Source organism: Pseudomonas sp. 6D_7.1_Bac1 (assembly GCF_025465945.1).
GTDB lineage: Bacteria > Pseudomonadota > Gammaproteobacteria > Pseudomonadales > Pseudomonadaceae > Aquipseudomonas.
On record NZ_JANLNW010000002.1, the window covers coordinates 56,409 to 73,700 of the forward strand.

The 17,292-nt window shown below is 59.7% G+C and carries 19 protein-coding genes; 14 read left to right on the forward strand and 5 right to left on the reverse strand.

Annotated features, from left to right (window positions below):
• Positions 1 to 5: 5 nt before the first annotated feature.
• Together NTD87_RS00600 and NTD87_RS00605 are read right to left on the reverse strand one after the other, a co-directional pair.
• Positions 6 to 383: a DUF6124 family protein gene (locus NTD87_RS00600; protein ID WP_262111145.1), complete on the reverse strand. Its 378-nt coding sequence runs from the start codon at positions 381 to 383 to the stop codon at positions 6 to 8.
• Positions 384 to 478: 95 nt separating this feature from the next.
• Entirely contained in the window at positions 479 to 1,105 is a 627-nt protein-coding gene (locus NTD87_RS00605) for an alanyl-tRNA editing protein (protein ID WP_262111147.1), read from the reverse strand.
• A gap of 89 nt (positions 1,106 to 1,194) precedes the next feature.
• Between NTD87_RS00605 and NTD87_RS00610 the strand changes: the two genes are divergently transcribed.
• Positions 1,195 to 2,193 carry a LysR family transcriptional regulator gene (locus NTD87_RS00610; protein ID WP_262111148.1) on the forward strand — a complete coding sequence of 333 codons (999 nt, stop codon included), beginning with the start codon at positions 1,195 to 1,197 and terminating at the stop codon, positions 2,191 to 2,193.
• Between the two features lie 168 nt (positions 2,194 to 2,361).
• Here NTD87_RS00610 and NTD87_RS00615 read toward each other — a convergent pair whose 3' ends face one another.
• Positions 2,362 to 2,760, reverse strand: a complete 399-nt coding sequence (locus NTD87_RS00615; RefSeq protein ID WP_262111149.1) for a PA2817 family protein — start codon at positions 2,758 to 2,760, stop codon at positions 2,362 to 2,364.
• A gap of 95 nt (positions 2,761 to 2,855) precedes the next feature.
• Positions 2,856 to 5,303 carry an acyl-CoA dehydrogenase gene (locus tag NTD87_RS00620; protein WP_262111150.1) on the reverse strand — a complete coding sequence of 816 codons (2,448 nt, stop codon included), beginning with the start codon at positions 5,301 to 5,303 and terminating at the stop codon, positions 2,856 to 2,858.
• Positions 5,304 to 5,552: 249 nt separating this feature from the next.
• On the opposite strand from NTD87_RS00620, the gene NTD87_RS00625 reads away from it, so the two are divergent.
• The 4 genes from NTD87_RS00625 to NTD87_RS00640 all read left to right on the forward strand — a co-directional run bounded on the left by NTD87_RS00625 (position 5,553) and on the right by NTD87_RS00640 (position 8,778).
• Entirely contained in the window at positions 5,553 to 6,212 is a 660-nt protein-coding gene (locus tag NTD87_RS00625; protein ID WP_262111151.1) for a transglutaminase-like domain-containing protein, read from the forward strand.
• A 100-nt stretch (positions 6,213 to 6,312) separates the two neighbouring features.
• Positions 6,313 to 6,936: a glutathione S-transferase family protein gene (locus tag NTD87_RS00630; RefSeq protein ID WP_262111153.1), complete on the forward strand. Its 624-nt coding sequence runs from the start codon at positions 6,313 to 6,315 to the stop codon at positions 6,934 to 6,936.
• Between the two features lie 133 nt (positions 6,937 to 7,069).
• Positions 7,070 to 8,002 carry an ABC transporter ATP-binding protein gene (locus NTD87_RS00635; protein ID WP_262111155.1) on the forward strand — a complete coding sequence of 311 codons (933 nt, stop codon included), beginning with the start codon at positions 7,070 to 7,072 and terminating at the stop codon, positions 8,000 to 8,002.
• Positions 7,999 to 8,778, forward strand: a complete 780-nt coding sequence (locus tag NTD87_RS00640) for an ABC transporter permease (RefSeq protein WP_262111156.1) — start codon at positions 7,999 to 8,001, stop codon at positions 8,776 to 8,778. The genes NTD87_RS00635 and NTD87_RS00640 overlap by 4 nt, the downstream gene beginning before the upstream one ends.
• 170 nt (positions 8,779 to 8,948) lie before the next feature.
• Here NTD87_RS00640 and NTD87_RS00645 read toward each other — a convergent pair whose 3' ends face one another.
• Complete coding sequence (locus tag NTD87_RS00645; protein WP_262111157.1) at positions 8,949 to 9,467, reverse strand: DUF2062 domain-containing protein; 519 nt, start codon at positions 9,465 to 9,467, stop codon at positions 8,949 to 8,951.
• A 135-nt stretch (positions 9,468 to 9,602) separates the two neighbouring features.
• Here NTD87_RS00645 and NTD87_RS00650 point away from each other — a divergent pair, with 135 nt between their 5' ends.
• The 9 genes from NTD87_RS00650 to NTD87_RS00690 all read left to right on the forward strand — a co-directional run bounded on the left by NTD87_RS00650 (position 9,603) and on the right by NTD87_RS00690 (position 17,273).
• The gene (locus tag NTD87_RS00650) at positions 9,603 to 11,837 is read left to right on the forward strand and encodes a DNA internalization-related competence protein ComEC/Rec2 (protein ID WP_262111159.1); all 2,235 of its coding nucleotides are present in this window, start codon (positions 9,603 to 9,605) and stop codon (positions 11,835 to 11,837) included.
• A gap of 110 nt (positions 11,838 to 11,947) precedes the next feature.
• Entirely contained in the window at positions 11,948 to 12,583 is a 636-nt protein-coding gene (locus NTD87_RS00655; RefSeq protein ID WP_262111169.1) for a MotA/TolQ/ExbB proton channel family protein, read from the forward strand.
• Positions 12,580 to 13,008 carry an ExbD/TolR family protein gene (locus NTD87_RS00660; RefSeq protein ID WP_262111161.1) on the forward strand — a complete coding sequence of 143 codons (429 nt, stop codon included), beginning with the start codon at positions 12,580 to 12,582 and terminating at the stop codon, positions 13,006 to 13,008. Before NTD87_RS00655 ends, NTD87_RS00660 begins: the two co-directional genes overlap by 4 nt.
• Positions 13,008 to 14,018: a tetraacyldisaccharide 4'-kinase gene (lpxK, locus tag NTD87_RS00665; RefSeq protein WP_262111162.1), complete on the forward strand. Its 1,011-nt coding sequence runs from the start codon at positions 13,008 to 13,010 to the stop codon at positions 14,016 to 14,018. The genes NTD87_RS00660 and lpxK overlap by 1 nt, the downstream gene beginning before the upstream one ends.
• 24 nt (positions 14,019 to 14,042) lie before the next feature.
• Entirely contained in the window at positions 14,043 to 14,228 is a 186-nt protein-coding gene (locus NTD87_RS00670) for a Trm112 family protein (protein WP_011060103.1), read from the forward strand.
• Positions 14,225 to 14,989 carry a 3-deoxy-manno-octulosonate cytidylyltransferase gene (gene kdsB / locus NTD87_RS00675; protein WP_262111163.1) on the forward strand — a complete coding sequence of 255 codons (765 nt, stop codon included), beginning with the start codon at positions 14,225 to 14,227 and terminating at the stop codon, positions 14,987 to 14,989. The genes NTD87_RS00670 and kdsB overlap by 4 nt, the downstream gene beginning before the upstream one ends.
• Complete coding sequence (locus NTD87_RS00680; protein WP_262111164.1) at positions 14,989 to 15,453, forward strand: low molecular weight protein-tyrosine-phosphatase; 465 nt, start codon at positions 14,989 to 14,991, stop codon at positions 15,451 to 15,453. The genes kdsB and NTD87_RS00680 overlap by 1 nt, the downstream gene beginning before the upstream one ends.
• The gene (gene murB / locus NTD87_RS00685; protein ID WP_262111166.1) at positions 15,450 to 16,469 is read left to right on the forward strand and encodes a UDP-N-acetylmuramate dehydrogenase; all 1,020 of its coding nucleotides are present in this window, start codon (positions 15,450 to 15,452) and stop codon (positions 16,467 to 16,469) included. The genes NTD87_RS00680 and murB overlap by 4 nt, the downstream gene beginning before the upstream one ends.
• A 219-nt stretch (positions 16,470 to 16,688) precedes the next feature.
• Positions 16,689 to 17,273, forward strand: a complete 585-nt coding sequence (locus NTD87_RS00690; RefSeq protein ID WP_262111167.1) for an NTP transferase domain-containing protein — start codon at positions 16,689 to 16,691, stop codon at positions 17,271 to 17,273.
• Positions 17,274 to 17,292: the final 19 nt, after the last annotated feature.

Consider the following 17,292-nt stretch of genomic DNA (forward strand, 5'->3'; position numbering starts at 1 on the left):
TAGCGTTATTTGGTTAATGGAACTTCAAGCACGCCTTCGGGTAAGTCCAGATTGTCTAGCGCTCGATTGATCAACAACTCGCCCAGCACCGCCAGTTGCTGAATGGCCAACGCTACGTTGCGGCGCGAGCCTTCCAGTTCGCCGGCAAGATCGGTGGTCATGACGTTCAGGGAGGCGAGGGTTTCACTGGCATGACAGAGCAGAGATTCGGTATCGACATTCGGGACGATGGTGAAGACGTGGCTGATTGGGTCGGGGCGGTCTGGATTACGTAGACGTGCGCTGACGAGGCGTGCAGCGCTTTTGGAAAGCGTGGATAGATCGACGGTGTCGGTTGGTGAAGCGTCTGGTGATTCTGGAGAGTGCGAGGTGGTTTTTTTCATGTCTTAGGTCCATCCATAGAGAGTCATAGGGCCTGCGAGTGCAGGCTCCTGGCATCAGGCGATGTCGCGCAGTGGGCGCAGCATCGCCGAATGATTCAGCCCACCTCGTAGCGGACCGAAAGCGTGCCCTTCTTCTGCGAAAGGGCTGCGATAGTGACTGTGCCTAATTCCTGTAGGCGCCTTACATGGGTACCGCCGCAGCCGTAGGCGGGCAGTTCACCGAAACCGATTTCACGCGAACCTTCGCGCAGCGAAGTCAGGCGTGGCAGATCGTTGGCGATCCACTGGGCGAGGGCTTGCTGGATCGTTTCGGCTTCCAGTGCCTGGGGCATTTCACCGGGTGTGAAGGTGACCTTGCCTTCGCCCGGCCAATGATGGGCCTTGATCGGTGTCCAGCCTTTGGTTTCGAGGAAGTGCCCGATCAAATGGCCGGCCGAATGCAGGCGGGTATTAAGTTGACGGCGTTGTTCGTCGACCTTGATCGAGGTCATCCCCAGTTTTACCGGTTGGTCGACGTAGTGCACGATCCGCTCCGGTTCCTGAAATACCCGCAGCACCCGGCTTTCGCCGATCCAGCCGGTATCACAAGGCTGGCCACCACCCTGGGGGTGAAACAATGTGGCGCGCAGTACCACAGCGAATTCGTTCTCGTTGGGCGTGCAATCCAGGACTTCCACATTGGCCTTGAGGTCATCACTATGGAAAAAGAGGCGAAGCGTCATATTTCATTCCCTATTGAAATTGATGTTTTGATTATATGAAGGCTGCTATTGCGTGATAATCCGTTCAAACATCAAAGGACTGTTGCGCTGTGAGCATAAATCTTCCACCACTACTGTTGGGTGAAATGGCGATTTTCGTCAAGGTGGTTGAGACCGGCAGCTTCTCGGAGGCAGCACGACAGCTGGGTTCGTCGCCGTCAGCGGTTAGCCGCAGCATCTCGCGCCTGGAAAAGGCCCTGGCCACACGGCTGTTGCAACGCACCACCCGCAAGCTGCGCTTGAGTGATGGTGGCGAAGAGGTGTTCAAGCGCTGCCAGGAGATGGTCAGCGCCGCCCGTTCGGTGATGGAAATCAGTGGGCAGTTCACTCAGGAGGCCGAAGGGCTGGTGCGGGTCAGCGTGCCGAAGGCGGTAGGGCGACTTGTGATCCATCCGCATATGCCGGAGTTTCTGCGCCGTTATCCCAAGGTCGATGTGACGCTGTTGCTGGAGGATCGCCAGGTCGATTTGATCGATGATCATGTCGACCTGGCGATCCGCATTACTGACCGCCCGCCGGTGGGGCTGGTGGGTCGCCAACTACTGACGATCGACCACATGCTGTGTGCGACACCGCAATACCTGGCAGAGCACGGCACCCCGACTCATCCCCATGACTTGCTGAATCACAGCTGTATCTATCTGGGCGAAACACCGAGTGATGCACGCTGGAAATTCAAGAAAGGCTCCAAATCAGTGACCGTTGGTGTCCGCGGCCGGTACGCCGCCAATCACACCGGCGTGCGACTGGGGGCCGTATTGCAGCACATCGGGATTGGCAGCTTGCCGTACTTCACGGCGCGTTATGCGCTTGAACAAGGGTTGATCGTTCAAGTACTGCCGGACTGGACTTTTCTCGCGTCCTATCATGGCGGCGCCTGGTTACTGCATTCACCGACACGCTATTTACCGCCCAAGCTTCGAGTGTTTATCGATTACCTGGTGGAGTGTCTGGAGAAAGAGCCGACGCTGAGCAAACCGGGCAAGTTGAGTGGTTCGGGAAAAGTCGCGGCGCAGTATGAGTTGCCGGAGAGTGATGGGTTGCTCTGATGGACGCTATCGCGAGCAGGCTCGCTCCCACACTGGCTCTGCGTCGTACACAAATCAAATGTGGGAGCGAGCCTGCTCGCGATAGCGGTTGTCCAGACTCTTCATCACTCAGCCATAAAAAAGGCCCGCACGGTTAACCGTGCGGGCCTCTGCAATTCTGATTGTGGATCAGTGCTTGCTGTCCTGGTTCGACAGGGCCAGCAGTTGTTTTTCCTGGTTCCAGTCGAACGGTTCGTCGTTCTGTTCGGCTTCGTAACGACGTTCTTCCAGTGCCTGATACAGGTCGATTTCATCATCAGGCATGTAATGCAGGCAGTCGCCAGCGAAGTACCACAGCAGGTCGCGCGGAACCAGGTGGGCAATTTGCGGATAACGGGCGATGACCTGACAAAGAATGTCCTGACCCAGGTATTGGCTTTCGATCGGATCGATTGGCAGCGACGCACGCAGTTCGTCGAAGCGCTCCAGAAACAAGGCATGGCTTTCGTCTGGAACCTGCTCGGCTTCACCGACAGCGACCAGGATACTGCGCAGGAGGTCGAGCTGGACGAGAATTTGGTCGAGCATAACGGGAGTCCTCTAGAACTAAAGCAAAACGGGCGCCGGAGTATATAACTCCCGCGCCCGCTTTTCATCATTGACCCGCTGGACGAGCAGCCGCGTCAGCGGGTCTTGCCTGCAGCCAGTTCAAGCTGCTCCTTGGAAAAGTCATCGACGTCGATCACTTTGCGCCGCGCAGCTTCGGCTTCGCGCAGGCTCTGTGCTTCTGCCGCTTGCAGCACACCGGCCTCCAGGGCGGCGTCGATGACGTGCTCCCCGGCGGCGGGTTTGAACTGCCCGCTCTTGAGCGCAATGTGCATTTTTTTCTGTAGCGGTTGTGTTGCACTCAGCAGGTCGCAGGCATGTTGCAGGGCACCGACCGGGTCCTCGATCGATTGTGGGCGGTAGCAACCACCCAGCAACTCTTCGAGCGTCGGGTCGCCTTTGGCCCGGCCAATCACCGCAGCCACCTCGGCGCCGAGTTTGTCCGACGGTCCTTTGTGACGACGACCGAACGGGAACACGATCACCCGCAACAGGCAACCCAGCACCTTGCTCGGGAAGTTGCTCAGTAGTTCATCCAGCGCCCGTTCCGACTGGCCGAGACTCTCTTCCATGGCCCAGGTGAACAGCGGCGTCATGTGCTCCGGCGAATCGAGGTCGTGGTAGCGCTTGAGGGCGGCGGAGGCCAGGTACAGGTTGCTCAGTACATCGCCGAGTCGGGCCGACAGGCGTTCGCGACGTTTCAATTCACCACCCAGCAACATCATGCTCAGGTCAGCGAGCAGGGCGAATGCCGCTGCCTGACGGTTGAGGGCGCGGAAGTAGCCTTGGCTGAGTTTGTCCCCTGGGGTGTGTTCGAAATGCCCCAGGCCGAGGTTCAGCACCAGGGTGCTGGCAGCGTTGCTCACCGCGAAACCGATGTGCTTGAGCAGCAGGCCATCGAATTCTTTCAAGGCCTGGTCTTTGTCTTCGCGGTCGGCGAGGGCCATTTCCTTGAGTACAAACGGATGGCAGCGGATCGCGCCTTGACCAAAGATCATCAGGTTACGCGAAAGGATGTTAGCGCCTTCCACCGTGATGAAGATCGGCGCACCTTGCCAGCTGCGCCCGAGGTAGTTGTTGGGGCCCATGATGATCGCCTTGCCGCCATGCACATCCATGGCTTGGCTGATGCATTCGCGACCACGTTCGGTGAGGTGATACTTGAGAATCGCCGAAAGCACCGAAGGCTTCTCGCCAAGATCCACCGCGTTGGCGGTGAGCATCCGCGCGGCGTCCATCATCCAGGCATTGCCACCGATACGCGCCATGGCTTCCTGAATCCCTTCGAAGGCGGACAGCGGTACGTTGAATTGCTCGCGAACCTGAGCATATTGGCCGGTCACCAGACTGGTGAACTTGGCCGCACCGGTGCCGACTGCCGGCAGCGAAATCGAACGCCCGACCGACAGGCAATTCATCAGCATCATCCAGCCTTTGCCGAGCATTTCCTGGCCGCCGATGAGGAATTCCAACGGTACGAATACGTCCTTGCCAGAGTTCGGGCCGTTCATGAACGCGGCACCGAGGGGCAGGTGGCGCCGGCCGATGTCGACCCCGGCCGTGTCGGTAGGGATCAACGCGAGGCTGATGCCAAGGTCTTCCTCGTCCCCCAGCAGATGGTCCGGGTCATAGGCCTTGAACGCCAGACCGAGCAGGGTGGCAACCGGGCCCAGGGTGATGTAGCGCTTTTCCCAGTTCAGCCGAAGCCCCAGGGTTTCCTGACCTTCCCATTCACCTTTGCAGATCACCCCGGTGTCGGGCATGGCGCCCGCATCGGAGCCGGCGAGCGGGCCGGTCAGCGCGAAACACGGGATCTCGTCGCCACACGCCAGGCGTGGCAGGTAATGGTTGCGTTGTTCATCGGTACCGTAATGCAGCAACAGTTCGGCCGGGCCGAGGGAGTTGGGCACCATCACCGTTGATGCCAGGTCGCCGCTGCGGGTGGCCAGTTTCATTGCCACTTGCGAGTGGGCGTAGGCGGAAAAGCCCTTGCCACCGAATTCCTTGGGAATGATCAGGGCAAAAAAGCCATTCTGTTTGATGTGCGCCCAGGCCTCGGCGGGCAGGTCCATCGTCTGGCCGATCTGCCAGTCGCTGACCATGGCGCAGAGCTCTTCGGTCGGGCCGTCGATGAACGCCTGTTCTTCTTCGCTCAACTGCGCCTTGGGATAGGACAGCAGTTTGTTCCAGTCCGGCCGACCGCTGAACAGCTCGCCATCCCACCAGACGGTGCCGGCATCGATGGCGTCGCGCTCGGTTTGCGACATCGGTGGCAGGGCTTTCTGAAACCAGTTGAACAGTGGGGCGCTGAAGTATTTGCGTCGCAGCTCGGGCAGCAGCAGCGGAGCCGCCACGACGGCCAGCACGATCCAGAAAATCAGCAGCAGCCAGCCTCGATGATGGCTGAAGGCACCCATCGCCAGCAGGTAAACAGCCACGATACTCAGGGCGGGCAGGGGCGCGATGCGGCGGTGGGCCAGCCAGGCAATCCCGACCACCAGAACCAGTATCCACAACAGCAGCATATTCAATCCTCCGTGAAACCAGGGTCAAAACCACCTTCAGAGCTTAGACGGCATCTGCAAAACAGGCTGGTCAGAGCGATGTGTTTGAATTCGTGGGAAACAGCAGTGAATTTCGTGAGTGATAGCGCTGACGACCGCTGTAAAAAAGCTTCGCAGAGCGTGCGACAAACGCTGATGTTTGGCCGAAACGTCGTTATCTCTGTGCTGAAGCAGTCGCTAGACTCGTGGCTTCTCCAGGAGATTTTTCTCATGCACGAGTATCTGAGTCCCGGCCGCTTCATCGATAGTGACCACCCAGCGGTGGTGGAGTTCGCTGAACTGCATCGCGGCACCCGCCGTGATCCGGTCGAGCAGGCGGTGAGTCTGTATTACGCCGTGCGTGAAGCGGTGCGCTATAACCCCTATACCTTCAGCCGCGATCCCGCGACCTTGCGCGGCAGCTATGCGCTGGCGACCGGTGAGAGTTACTGCGTGCCCAAAGCCACGTTGCTGGCCGGTTGTGCGCGGCACTGCGGGATCGCAGCACGGATCGGTCTGGCGGATGTGCGTAATCACCTGTCGACCCCGCGCCTGATCAAGTTGCTCAAGAGCGATGTGTTCGCCATGCACGGTTACACCGAGTTGTATTTGCAGGGCCGTTGGGTCAAGGCCACTCCGGCGTTCAACCAGAAACTCTGTGAGTTGTTCGATGTGCCGGCGCTGGAGTTTGATGGGGTAAGCGATAGCGTCTTCCACCCGTTCAATCGCCAGGGGCAACAGTCGATGGAGTACCTGGTCGACCATGGACAGTTCGCCGATGTACCCGAAGCGTTCTTCTTCGAGTACCTGGAAAAACTCTACCCACACCTGTTCAACGATCAGTCACCGGCATTGCTCGGTGACATGCAGAGCGATTTGAGTCCCACCTGATCCGGCGTAGACTGCCCTAGGGGGCGTTCTCAATTAGTTTCCGGCGCGGTGTGGAAACTAATTGAGAACGCCCCCTAATTCATCCATTGAGGGGGCGGTCATGCTGAAGATCTGGGGTCGGAAAAATTCGTCGAATGTCAGAAAGGCACTGTGGTGCGCCGAGGAGCTCGGGCTGACCTACGAAGCGCTGGATGCGGGCGGTGCGTATGGTGTGGTCGACACGCCGCAATACCGTGCGATGAACCCCAATGGCCGCATCCCGGTGATCGAAGACGACGGTTTTGTGCTGTGGGAGTCCAATACCATCGTGCGTTACCTGGCCGCCCGTCATGCCGCTGATTCGAACTGGTATCCGGCGGATGTTCAGGCCCGGGCAGCCGCTGAAAAGTGGATGGACTGGACCACTTCGTCTTTTGCCGAACCGTTCCGCCATGTGTTCTGGGGCGTGTTGCGCACCCCGGCGGATCAGCAGGATTGGGTTGCGATCAACGCGGCGCAGAAAACTTGCGAGCAATTGCTGTCGATGGTCGACCAGGCATTGGCGCACAAGCCTTATTTGTCCGGTGACGAGATCGGTGTCGGTGATATTCCGTTGGGCAGCTTCATCTATGCCTGGTTCGAGATGCCCATCGAGCGAGCGCCAATGCCTCATCTGCAAGCCTGGTATGCGCGATTGAAGCAACGTCCGGCCTATCAGAAAGCGGTCATGACCGCGTTGACTTAATACTGACTATCGACACACTTGACTGTACTTGTGCGGCGTCGCCAAGCACCATTGCGTTCTTGCGCCGTGGTTGCATTGCTCGCCGCCCGCCCTTATTTAATCCTGACTTCCCTTCTTGGTGCGTAAATCCGATATGAGTTCTGCTCTGTCCATCCGGCAGCTAACCAAAACCTACGGCAACGGTTTCCAGGCCTTGAGTGGTATCGATCTGGATGTCGCCGAAGGTGACTTTTTCGCATTGCTTGGCCCCAACGGTGCCGGCAAATCCACGACCATCGGCATTCTCTCGACCCTGGTGAACAAGACCAGCGGAACGGTGAACATCTTTGGCCACGACCTGGACCGCAACCCGGCCGCGCTCAAGCGCTGCATCGGTGTGGTGCCGCAGGAGTTCAACTTCAACCAGTTCGAAAAGACCTTCGACATTGTCGTGACCCAGGCCGGTTACTACGGTATTGCGCCTAAAGTCGCCAAGGAGCGCGCTGAGCAATACCTGACTCAGCTCGGCCTGTGGGACAAGCGCGATGTGCCGTCGCGTTCGCTGTCGGGTGGCATGAAGCGTCGACTGATGATTGCGCGCGCATTGGTGCATGAACCGCGCCTGCTGATCCTCGACGAACCGACGGCTGGCGTGGACATCGAATTGCGTCGTTCGATGTGGACTTTCCTCACCGAGCTGAACAAGAAAGGCATCACCATCATCCTCACCACGCATTACCTGGAGGAGGCGGAGCAGTTGTGCCGCAACATCGGCATCATCGACCACGGTACGATTGTCGAAAACACCAGCATGCGTAACCTGCTCAGCCAGCTGCATGTCGAGACGTTCCTGCTGGACCTCAAGAACGACATGATGGTAGCGCCGCAACTGATCGGCTATCCGACACGTTTGCTCGACAGCCACACCCTGGAAGTCCAGGTCGACAAAGCCGTTGGTATCACTGCGTTGTTCGGTCAGTTGGCCATGCAGAACGTTGAAGTGCTGAGCCTGCGTAACAAAACCAATCGCCTCGAGGAGTTGTTCGTGTCTCTGGTGGAGAAAAATCTGGCGAAGGTGGCCGTATGAGTTCCGAACTAAAACCCAACCTCGTCGCGCTCAATACCATTGTTTACCGTGAAGTCCGGCGCTTTACCCGGATCTGGCCGCAAACCCTGCTGCCGCCAGCCATCACCATGGTTCTGTACTTCGTGATCTTCGGTAATCTGATCGGCCGACAAATCGGTGATATGGGTGGCTTCACCTATATGGAATACATCGTGCCGGGTCTGATCATGATGTCGGTGATCACCAACGCCTACGGCAACGTGGTCTCGAGTTTCTTCGGCAGCAAATTCCAGCGCTCCATCGAGGAGCTGATGGTTTCACCGGTTTCGCCGCACACCATTCTGATCGGCTACACCGTGGGCGGGGTGCTGCGCGGCCTGGCGGTGGGCGTGATCGTGACGCTGCTCTCGCTGTTTTTCACTCACCTGCAAGTGCATCATTTGGGGATTACCCTGCTGGTGGTGCTGCTGACTGCGACGATTTTCTCGCTGCTGGGCTTCATCAACGCAGTGTTTGCGCGCAACTTCGACGACATTTCGATTATCCCGACGTTCGTGCTGACACCGTTGACCTACCTAGGCGGGGTGTTCTACTCGATCAGTCTGCTGCCGCCGTTCTGGCAGACTGTGTCGCTGGCCAACCCGGTGCTGCACATGGTCAACGCTTTCCGTTATGGCATCCTGGGCGTCTCGGACATCAAGATCAGCATCGCGATTACCTTCATGCTGGTGGCGACTGTGGTGCTGTACGTCGGTTGTGCGCGGCTGCTGGTCAGCGGTCGCGGGATGCGTACATAAGGGGCGACCGCGCCGCCTGCCATCGCGAGCAGGCTCGCTCCCACGCTGGATTGGTGTTCCCACATAATTTGTGATCGACACGGAGCCTATGTGGGAGCGAGCCTGCTCGCGATGGCGTCAGCCCAGACATCGCAATAAAAACGGCCTCCACTCAGGAGGCCGTTTTGCATTCAGAGCATCCGGCTTTTCTTGCGCCGCTTCCATTGCCGACTGACCCACCAGCGCCAGTAGGTCATGGTCAGGCAATAGCCAAGCGCGGCGAATGCCAGTCCAGCCACCACCGACCCCAGCAAAAATGGTTGCCAAAGGGTCGACAGCTCACCACTGATCCACTCCCAGGTCAGCTTGTCCGGCAGGCTGCGGGCGGGTACATCCATCAGCCAGGCGCCGGTCTGATAAGTGCAGTAAAACACTATGGGCATGGTGATCGGGTTGGTCAGCCAGACCAGGCTGACCGCGATCGGAATATTGCCGCGCACTGAAATGGCAAGAATTGCCGCCAGAAGCATCTGCAACGGAATCGGTAGAAACGCGGCGAACAAACCCACCGCCATGGCGCGCGCAACAGAGTGCCGGTTGAGGTGCCAGAGGTTCGGGTCATGCAGCAGCGTGCCGAGAAAGCGTAAGGATTTGTGTTCCCTGATGCTGGTCGGGTCTGGCATGTAACGTTTGAATAAGCGCCGGGGCATAGGGCTTCTCGGTCAGTTCAAGCGGCAAGTATGCCCGGATTCTACGGAGCGCAAATTCAGACTTTGTGACAATTAATAAAAGCGGACTTTTGTAACTCGGCTAATCCAAGAGCAGGGACTCTCAAGGACGGGCTTATGCGCACAGGGATGTTAGCGCTTGCACTGGGCCTGTTGGCCTTGCGCTTTTTACCGGTGCTGCCACCGGTCGGTTTATTGCTGTTGTTACCCGTACTGGCATTGATGCTGTTGCCGTTTCGCACCTATCCACTGGCGTTTTTTCTGTTCGGCTTCAGCTGGGCGTGCGCCAGTGCGCACTGGGCGTTGGATGACCGGTTGGCGCCGGGCCTCGACGGGCAAACCCGCTGGGTCGAGGGGCGAGTTGTCGGTTTACCGCAGAATACGCAAGGTGTGGCGCGTTTCGAGTTGGCCGATGGCGAGGCACGGCGCACACGGTTGCCGGGGCTGATGCGGCTGGCCTGGTACGACGGGCCGACCGTTAACAGCGGTGAGCGCTGGCGTCTGGCGGTGAAGTTGAAGCGCCCCACAAGCCTGCTCAATCCGCAGGCCTTTGATTACGACGCCTGGCTGTTGGCGCAACGCATCGGTGCAACGGGAAGCGTCAAGGACGGGCAGTTGCTCAGGTCTGCGCAATGGGCCTGGCGTGATGCTGTTCGCCAGCGGTTGCTGGCGGTCGATGCCCAGGGGCGTGCCGGGGCGCTGACCGCATTGGTGCTGGGCGATGGGTCCGGGCTGAGCAGCGAAGACTGGCGTGTCTTGCAAGACACCGGCACCGTGCATTTGCTGGTGATTTCCGGGCAGCACATCGGTTTGCTGGCCGGGATGGTTTATCTGCTGATTGCCGGGTTGGCGCGTTATGGCCTGTGGCCGCAGCGCTTGCCCTGGCTACCGTGGGCCTGCGGCATGGCATTCACGGCGGCGCTCGGTTATGGGCTGCTGGCCGGTTTCGAGGTGCCGGTGCGCAGAGCCTGCGTGATGATCGGACTGGTGTTGTTATGGCGCCTGCGGTTTCGCCATCTGGGTGCCTGCTGGCCCTTGCTGTTGGCGTTGAATGCAGTGCTGTTGCTTGAGCCGCTGGCGAGTTTGCAGCCGGGGTTCTGGTTGTCGTTTGCAGCAGTGGCGGTGCTGATCTTCACCTTCGGCGGGCGCTTGGGGCCCTGGCGCTGGTGGCAAACCTGGACGCGTGCGCAATGGTTGATCGCAATTGGCTTGTGTCCGCTGCTGATATTGCTGGGTTTGCCCATCAGCCTCAGTGGCCCGCTGACCAATCTGGTGGCCGTGCCCTGGATCAGTCTGGTTGTGTTGCCCCCGGCCTTGCTGGGGACGTTGCTGCTGCCGCTACCTTATGTCGGTGAGGGGCTGTTGTGGCTCGCTGGCGGTTTGCTCGACGTTCTGTTCAACGGTCTGGCGTTGGTGGCCGGGCGAATACCGGCATGGGTGGCGCCGATGATCCCGCTTTGGGCCTGGGCTATCAGTGCCCTCGGCGCTGTTCTGCTGTTGCTACCCAAAGGTCTGCCCTTGAGAGTGCTGGGTTGGCCGATGCTGCTGTTGATAGTGTTCCCGCCGCTCAAGACCGTGCCCGACGGCATGGCTGAAATCTGGCAACTGGACGTCGGCCAAGGCCTGGCCATAGTGGTCCGCACTCGCCATCACGTGTTGCTCTACGACACCGGTCCGCGTTTCGGTGATTTAGATCTGGGGGAGCGGGTGGTCTTGCCGTCGCTGCGCAAGTTGGGAGTGCACAATCTGGATGTGATGCTGATCAGCCACGCCGATGCCGATCACGCCGGTGGCGCGCGCTCGGTAGCAAACGGGTTGCCAGTGGCGCAGGTGCTCAGTGGTGATCCCGAAGCGTTGCCGGCCGAGTTGCACGCGCAAGCCTGTGAGAGCGGTCAGCGCTGGGAGTGGGACGGTGTGAGCTTTGCGCTCTGGCAATGGTCCGAGGCGAGCGAAAGCAATCAGAAATCCTGTGTCTTGCAGATCGAAGCCAACGGCGAGCGCCTGCTGTTGACCGGCGACATCGACGCCCGGGCCGAGCGTGCATTGCTGGAGAGTCCGCTGGCGGTCGCGACCGACTGGCTACAGGCGCCGCATCACGGCAGTCGCAGTTCGTCGTCGATGGTCTTTCTCAAGGCGCTGGCGCCCAAAGCGGTGCTGATTTCGCGCGGGCACGACAATTCGTTCGGTCATCCCCATCCTCAAGTGCTGGCGCGTTATCGCCGGTTGGGCATGCAGGTTTATGACAGCGCCGAGCAGGGCGCCTTGCGTTTGCGTCTGGGGGCATTCGAAGTGCCCGAATCATTGCGCCAGCAACCCCGTTTCTGGCGCAACCCGCCGTCCGTCAGCCAATAGCCACCAGTCATCAGCGCGGCACGCCATGCGACACACGGTCTGCGGTGTGTCGAGCCTCTATGTCGAGTCTGTATGTTAAAGTGGCGGACTTTTTCGAGGGGACTGTCACTGTGTGGGAATTGGTCAAATCCGGCGGCTGGATGATGCTGCCGATCATTCTGAGTTCCATCGCGGCAATGGCGATCGTTGCCGAACGTCTCTGGACCCTGCGGGCCAGCCGTGTGACCCCGGAGCACTTGCTCGGGCAGGTCTGGGTCTGGATCAAGGACAAGCAACTCAATAAAGAAAAACTCAAGGAATTGCGCGCCAATTCACCGCTGGGCGAGATCCTTGCTGCCGGCCTGGCCAACTCCAAGCATGGTCGTGAGATCATGAAAGAGTGCATCGAAGAGGCTGCTGCAAGGGTTATCCACGAGCTGGAACGCTACATCAACGCGCTGGGCACCATCGCCGCCATGGCGCCGTTGCTCGGTTTGCTGGGCACGGTGTTGGGCATGATCGATATCTTCAGTTCGTTCATGGGCACGGGCATGACGACCAACGCCGCGGTGCTGGCCGGCGGTATTTCCAAAGCCTTGATCACTACGGCTTCGGGCCTGATCGTCGGTATCCCGTCGGTGTTCTTCCACCGGTTTTTGCAACGGCGCATCGATGAACTTGTCGTGGGCATGGAGCAGGAAGCCATCAAGCTGGTTGAAGTGGTGCAGGGCGACCGTGACGTTGACTTGGCCGGGGACAAAGCGTGAAATTTCGCCGCAAGCAACGGGAGAACGTGGACATCAACCTCGTGTCGTTGATCGACGTGGTGTTTGTCCTGCTGCTGTTTTTCGTCGTGACCACCACCTTTACCCGTGAAACACAGCTGCGCGTCGACCTGCCGGAAGCCGTCAGCGGATCACCCGCCGAAGACCAGCAGACCAAGCAACTGGACATCGCCATCAGCGCCGACGGGGTTTTTTCGGTCAACAACCAATTGTTGCCGAAGAACGATCTGGCCAGCCTGATCGACGCCTTGACGAAAGAATCGAATGGCGACACCCACTTGCCGCTGTCCATCAGCGCCGATGGCAAGACCCAGCATCAGGCGGTCATCACCGCGATGGATGCCGCGGGCAAGCTGGGTTTCACGCACTTGCGCATGACCACCGTTGAGGCGGCGCCGACGCCCTGATGGCCATGTCCGATCGTTTGCTCGCCGCCTGGTACGCCGGTCATCCGGCGCTGAAGCTTTTGCAGCCACTGGAGTGGCTGTACCGGCGCGTGGTCACAGCCAAGCGCGAACGGTTTCTGGCAGGCCAAGGCGAGATCTACCAGCCACCAGTGCCGCTGATCGTCGTCGGTAACATTACCGTCGGCGGCACCGGCAAGACGCCATTGATTCTGTGGATGATCGAGCACTGCCAACGTAGCGGCCTGCGGGTGGGCGTGGTCAGTCGCGGTTATGGCGCCAAACCGCCACAACTACCCTGGCGGGTCGAAGCCGATCAGAGCGCAGCCGTCGCTGGCGACGAACCGCTGTTGATCGTCCAGCGCACCGGTGTGCCGTTGATGATCGATCCGGATCGCAGTCGCGCCGTGCAGGCACTGCTGGCCGCTGAACCGCTGGATCTGATCCTGTCTGACGATGGCATGCAGCATTACCGTCTGGCGCGCGATCTTGAGCTGGTGCTGATCGATGCCGCCCGTGGACTGGGCAATAAACGCTGTCTGCCGGCGGGCCCTCTGCGTGAGCCGGTCGAACGCCTGCAAAGCGTCGATGCGCTGCTCTACAACGGCGCCTCGGCAGATCGAGACGACGGCTTTGCCTTCCTGCTGCAACCGACCGCGCTGGTCAACCTGCTGACCGGCGAACGCCGCTCGCTTGAGCATTTCCCTGCCGGTCAGGCCCTGCACGCGGTGGCCGGAATCGGTAATCCGCAACGTTTCTTCAACACCCTTGAAACGCTACACTGGCAGCCTGTTGCACATGCTTTTGCCGACCACGCCGAGTACAGCGCGGCGGCCTTGAATTTCACGCCGTCACTGCCGTTGGTGATGACCGAGAAGGATGCGGTGAAATGCCGACCCTTCGCGGCCGCCGACTGGTGGTATCTGGCGGTCGATGCTGCACCATCACCGGCCTTCGTGGCCTGGTTCGATACGCAGTTGATGCGGCTGTTGCCCGCACGTCTTTTGCCTTAAAACGCTTTTTTCCAGGGAATGCTCATGGACACCAAATTGCTCGACATCCTCGCTTGCCCGATCTGCAAGGGGCCACTCAAGCTCAGCGCCGATAAAACCGAGCTGATCAGCAAAGGCGCCGGCCTGGCTTATCCGATTCGTGACGGAATTCCGGTGATGCTCGAAAGCGAAGCGCGCACCCTGACGACAGAAGAGCGTCTGGATAAATGAGTACCGCTTTCACCGTCGTGATTCCGTCGCGTTTTGCTTCCACCCGTCTGCCGGGCAAACCCCTGCAAATGATTGCCGGCAAGCCGATGATCCAGCACGTTTGGGAACAGGCGAGCAAAAGCAGCGCGCAACGGGTGGTGGTCGCCACTGACGATGCGCGCATCGTCGAAGCCTGCAAGGCATTTGGCGCTGAAGTGGTGATGACTCGCGAAGACCATAACTCGGGCACCGACCGCCTAGCTGAAGTCGCCACCCAACTGGGCCTGGCAGCGGACGCTATCGTGGTTAACGTGCAGGGCGACGAGCCGTTGATTCCGCCAAGCGTGATCGATCAGGTCGCAGCCAACCTGGCGGCCCATACCGAAGCGCGTATGGCGACCCTGGCCGAGCCGATCGAAGACGTTGAAACCCTGTTCAACCCTAACGTGGTCAAGGTTGTCAGCGACCTGAATGGTCTGGCACTGACCTTCAGTCGCGCGACCTTGCCGTGGGCGCGAGACGATTTCGCCAAGAGCCGCGAGCAATTGCCGGTCGGCGTACCGTACCGTCGACACATCGGCATATATGCCTACCGCGCCGGTTTCCTGCATGACTTCGTCAGCTGGGGCCCGTGCTGGCTGGAAAACACCGAGTGCCTGGAACAACTGCGCGCCCTTTGGCACGGTGTACGGATTCACGTCGCCGATGCGCTGATTGCACCGCCGCCGGGTGTCGACACGGCAGAAGACCTCGAGCGCGTTCGTCGCCTGCTGGAGGCCTGATGCGGGTTTTGTTCGTCTGCCTGGGCAACATCTGTCGTTCACCCACGGCTGAAGGTGTGCTGCGGCACAAACTGCGTGAAGCCGGTTTGGCCGATCAGGTCGAAGTGGCTTCTGCGGGCACCGGTGACTGGCACGTCGGCAAGGCGCCGGACAAGCGCAGCCAGGCCGCTGCCCTGCGCCGTGGTTATGACCTGTCCGCGCAGCGTGCCCGGCAGGTCACGCGCGCCGACTTTTCCAGCTACGACCTGATCCTTGCCATGGATCACAGCAACCTGCGCAACCTCAAGGCGTTGCAACCGGCCAAAGGCAGGGCAGAGCTGGATCTGTTCTTGCGTCGCTATGAATCGAGCGTGGATGAAGTGCCGGATCCTTATTACGACGGTGATCAAGGCTTCGAGCAGGTGCTTGACCTGATTGAGCGCGCCAGCGATTTGCTGGTGATTGAATTGAAGGGACGCTTATGACTTTGCACCTGCAGTCGCAGGTTTCACTGAAGCCGTTCAACAGCTTTGGCGTGGACGTTCGCGCGCAACTGTTCGCCGAAGCCCACAGCGATGCCGATGTGCGCGAGGCGCTGGCGTATTCGGCAGCGCATGACGTGTCGCTGCTGGTAATCGGCGGTGGCAGCAACCTATTGCTGACTGCAGACATTGCGGCGCTGGTGCTGCGCATGGCCACCCGTGGTATCCGGGTGTTGAGCGACAACGGCAGTCAGGTGGTGATCGAAGCCGAGGCCGGTGAACCCTGGCACCCGTTCGTGCAGTGGACCCTGGCGCAAGGCCTGTCGGGCCTTGAGAACCTCAGCCTGATCCCCGGCACGGTCGGTGCCGCGCCGATGCAGAATATCGGTGCCTATGGGGTCGAGATCAAGGATGTGTTCGCCGGGTTGACCGCGCTGGACCGCCAGACCGGTGAGCTGCGCGATTTCACCCTGGCCGAGTGCAACTTTGCCTACCGTGACAGCCTGTTCAAGCAGCAAGTCGGCCGTTGGTTGATCCTGCGGGTACGTTTTGCCCTGGATCGTGTCGAGCATTTGCATTTGGAATACGGCCCGGTTCGTCAACGCTTGACCGAGCAAGGCATCGATCATCCGACCGCAACCGATGTCAGTCAGGCTATTTGCAGCATTCGTAATGAGAAACTCCCTGACCCGGCGGTGCTCGGGAATGCCGGTAGCTTCTTCAAGAACCCGTTGGTATCGGCGGTGCTGGCGGATGAAATCCGGCTCGTCCATCCGGGGCTGGTCGGTTATCCGCAAGCAGACGGCCGGGTCAAGCTGGCGGCTGGCTGGTTGATCGAGCAGGCGGGCTGGAAAGGCTTTCGTGATGGTGACGCCGGCGTGCATCGCTTGCAGTCGCTGGTATTGGTCAACTACGGCACGGCCACCGGGCTTGAACTGCTCAAGCTGGCACAGCGGATCCAGAAAGACATTGCCGAGCGTTTCAACGTCGAGCTGGAAATGGAGCCGAATCAGTATTGAGCTAAGCTTGAGCACTGAATCCAGAGCCCTGCACACCTACCGTGGTTGCAGGGCTTTTTTGTTAATGAGCTAACTTAGCCTCCTAACGATGCAACCATTTGCTCCATAACTACAGAACCATGCAGGCGTGCCCATGATTACCCTGAAGCTCAATGGTCAAGATCATCAACTCGACGTCGCGCTGAGCCAGAAGAAGCCTTCGCTGGCGAAGGCTGACTCATGAGCGTGGGCGCGATCATTCTCGCGGCAGGACAGGGCAGTCGTTATCGGCAGGTGGCAGGTGTCGATCAGGACAAGCTATTGGCGATGTGCAAAGGGCGCGACGGCATCGTGCGGCCGGTGATCGAACAGGTGCTGTGTAATCTGCCGACTGGCGTTGAGGCGCGGTTGCTGGTGACCACGCCGGATCGTCCAGAGGTTGTACGGCTGGCCCAGACTTATGGCTGTCAGGTGCTGCTGTTGGCGTCGGCGGGCATGGGCGACAGCATTGCGGCGGCGGTCGCTGCGTGTCCGGCCCTTGATGGCTGGCTGGTGGTGTTGGGGGATATGCCGTTTATCTTGCCGTCGAGTATTGAGCGGATTGTTGAGGGGATTCAGGCCGATACCGTCAGTGTGCCCCTGCAGGATGGCGAGTTTGGGCATCCGGTGGGGTTTGGACGTTCGTTTGGTGCGGCGCTGATGGCGTTGTCCGGTGATCGCGGGGCCAAGCCGCTGTTTGCGTCGGCAAACGTCATTGAAGTGGTGGTGGACGATCCCGGGGTGTTGTGGGATGTGGATGTGCCTGAAGCGTTGGTCTTCAAGTAGCCCCGGTGCAGATCCAGGG

What these genes read in the sequence shown, in the direction of transcription:
- NTD87_RS00600 (WP_262111145.1), bottom strand. Translation starts at nt 383, where the DNA reads ATGAAAAAAACCACCTCGCACTCTCCAGAATCACCAGACGCTTCACCA.
- NTD87_RS00605 (WP_262111147.1), bottom strand. Translation starts at nt 1,105, where the DNA reads ATGACGCTTCGCCTCTTTTTCCATAGTGATGACCTCAAGGCCAATGTG.
- NTD87_RS00615 (WP_262111149.1), bottom strand. Translation starts at nt 2,760, where the DNA reads ATGCTCGACCAAATTCTCGTCCAGCTCGACCTCCTGCGCAGTATCCTG.
- NTD87_RS00620 (WP_262111150.1), bottom strand. Translation starts at nt 5,303, where the DNA reads ATGCTGCTGTTGTGGATACTGGTTCTGGTGGTCGGGATTGCCTGGCTG.
- NTD87_RS00625 (WP_262111151.1), top strand. Translation starts at nt 5,553, where the DNA reads ATGCACGAGTATCTGAGTCCCGGCCGCTTCATCGATAGTGACCACCCA.
- NTD87_RS00630 (WP_262111153.1), top strand. Translation starts at nt 6,313, where the DNA reads ATGCTGAAGATCTGGGGTCGGAAAAATTCGTCGAATGTCAGAAAGGCA.
- NTD87_RS00635 (WP_262111155.1), top strand. Translation starts at nt 7,070, where the DNA reads ATGAGTTCTGCTCTGTCCATCCGGCAGCTAACCAAAACCTACGGCAAC.
- NTD87_RS00640 (WP_262111156.1), top strand. Translation starts at nt 7,999, where the DNA reads ATGAGTTCCGAACTAAAACCCAACCTCGTCGCGCTCAATACCATTGTT.
- NTD87_RS00645 (WP_262111157.1), bottom strand. Translation starts at nt 9,467, where the DNA reads ATGCCCCGGCGCTTATTCAAACGTTACATGCCAGACCCGACCAGCATC.
- NTD87_RS00650 (WP_262111159.1), top strand. Translation starts at nt 9,603, where the DNA reads ATGCGCACAGGGATGTTAGCGCTTGCACTGGGCCTGTTGGCCTTGCGC.
- lpxK (WP_262111162.1), top strand. Translation starts at nt 13,008, where the DNA reads ATGGCCATGTCCGATCGTTTGCTCGCCGCCTGGTACGCCGGTCATCCG.
- NTD87_RS00670 (WP_011060103.1), top strand. Translation starts at nt 14,043, where the DNA reads ATGGACACCAAATTGCTCGACATCCTCGCTTGCCCGATCTGCAAGGGG.
- kdsB (WP_262111163.1), top strand. Translation starts at nt 14,225, where the DNA reads ATGAGTACCGCTTTCACCGTCGTGATTCCGTCGCGTTTTGCTTCCACC.
- NTD87_RS00680 (WP_262111164.1), top strand. Translation starts at nt 14,989, where the DNA reads ATGCGGGTTTTGTTCGTCTGCCTGGGCAACATCTGTCGTTCACCCACG.
- murB (WP_262111166.1), top strand. Translation starts at nt 15,450, where the DNA reads ATGACTTTGCACCTGCAGTCGCAGGTTTCACTGAAGCCGTTCAACAGC.
- NTD87_RS00690 (WP_262111167.1), top strand. Translation starts at nt 16,689, where the DNA reads ATGAGCGTGGGCGCGATCATTCTCGCGGCAGGACAGGGCAGTCGTTAT.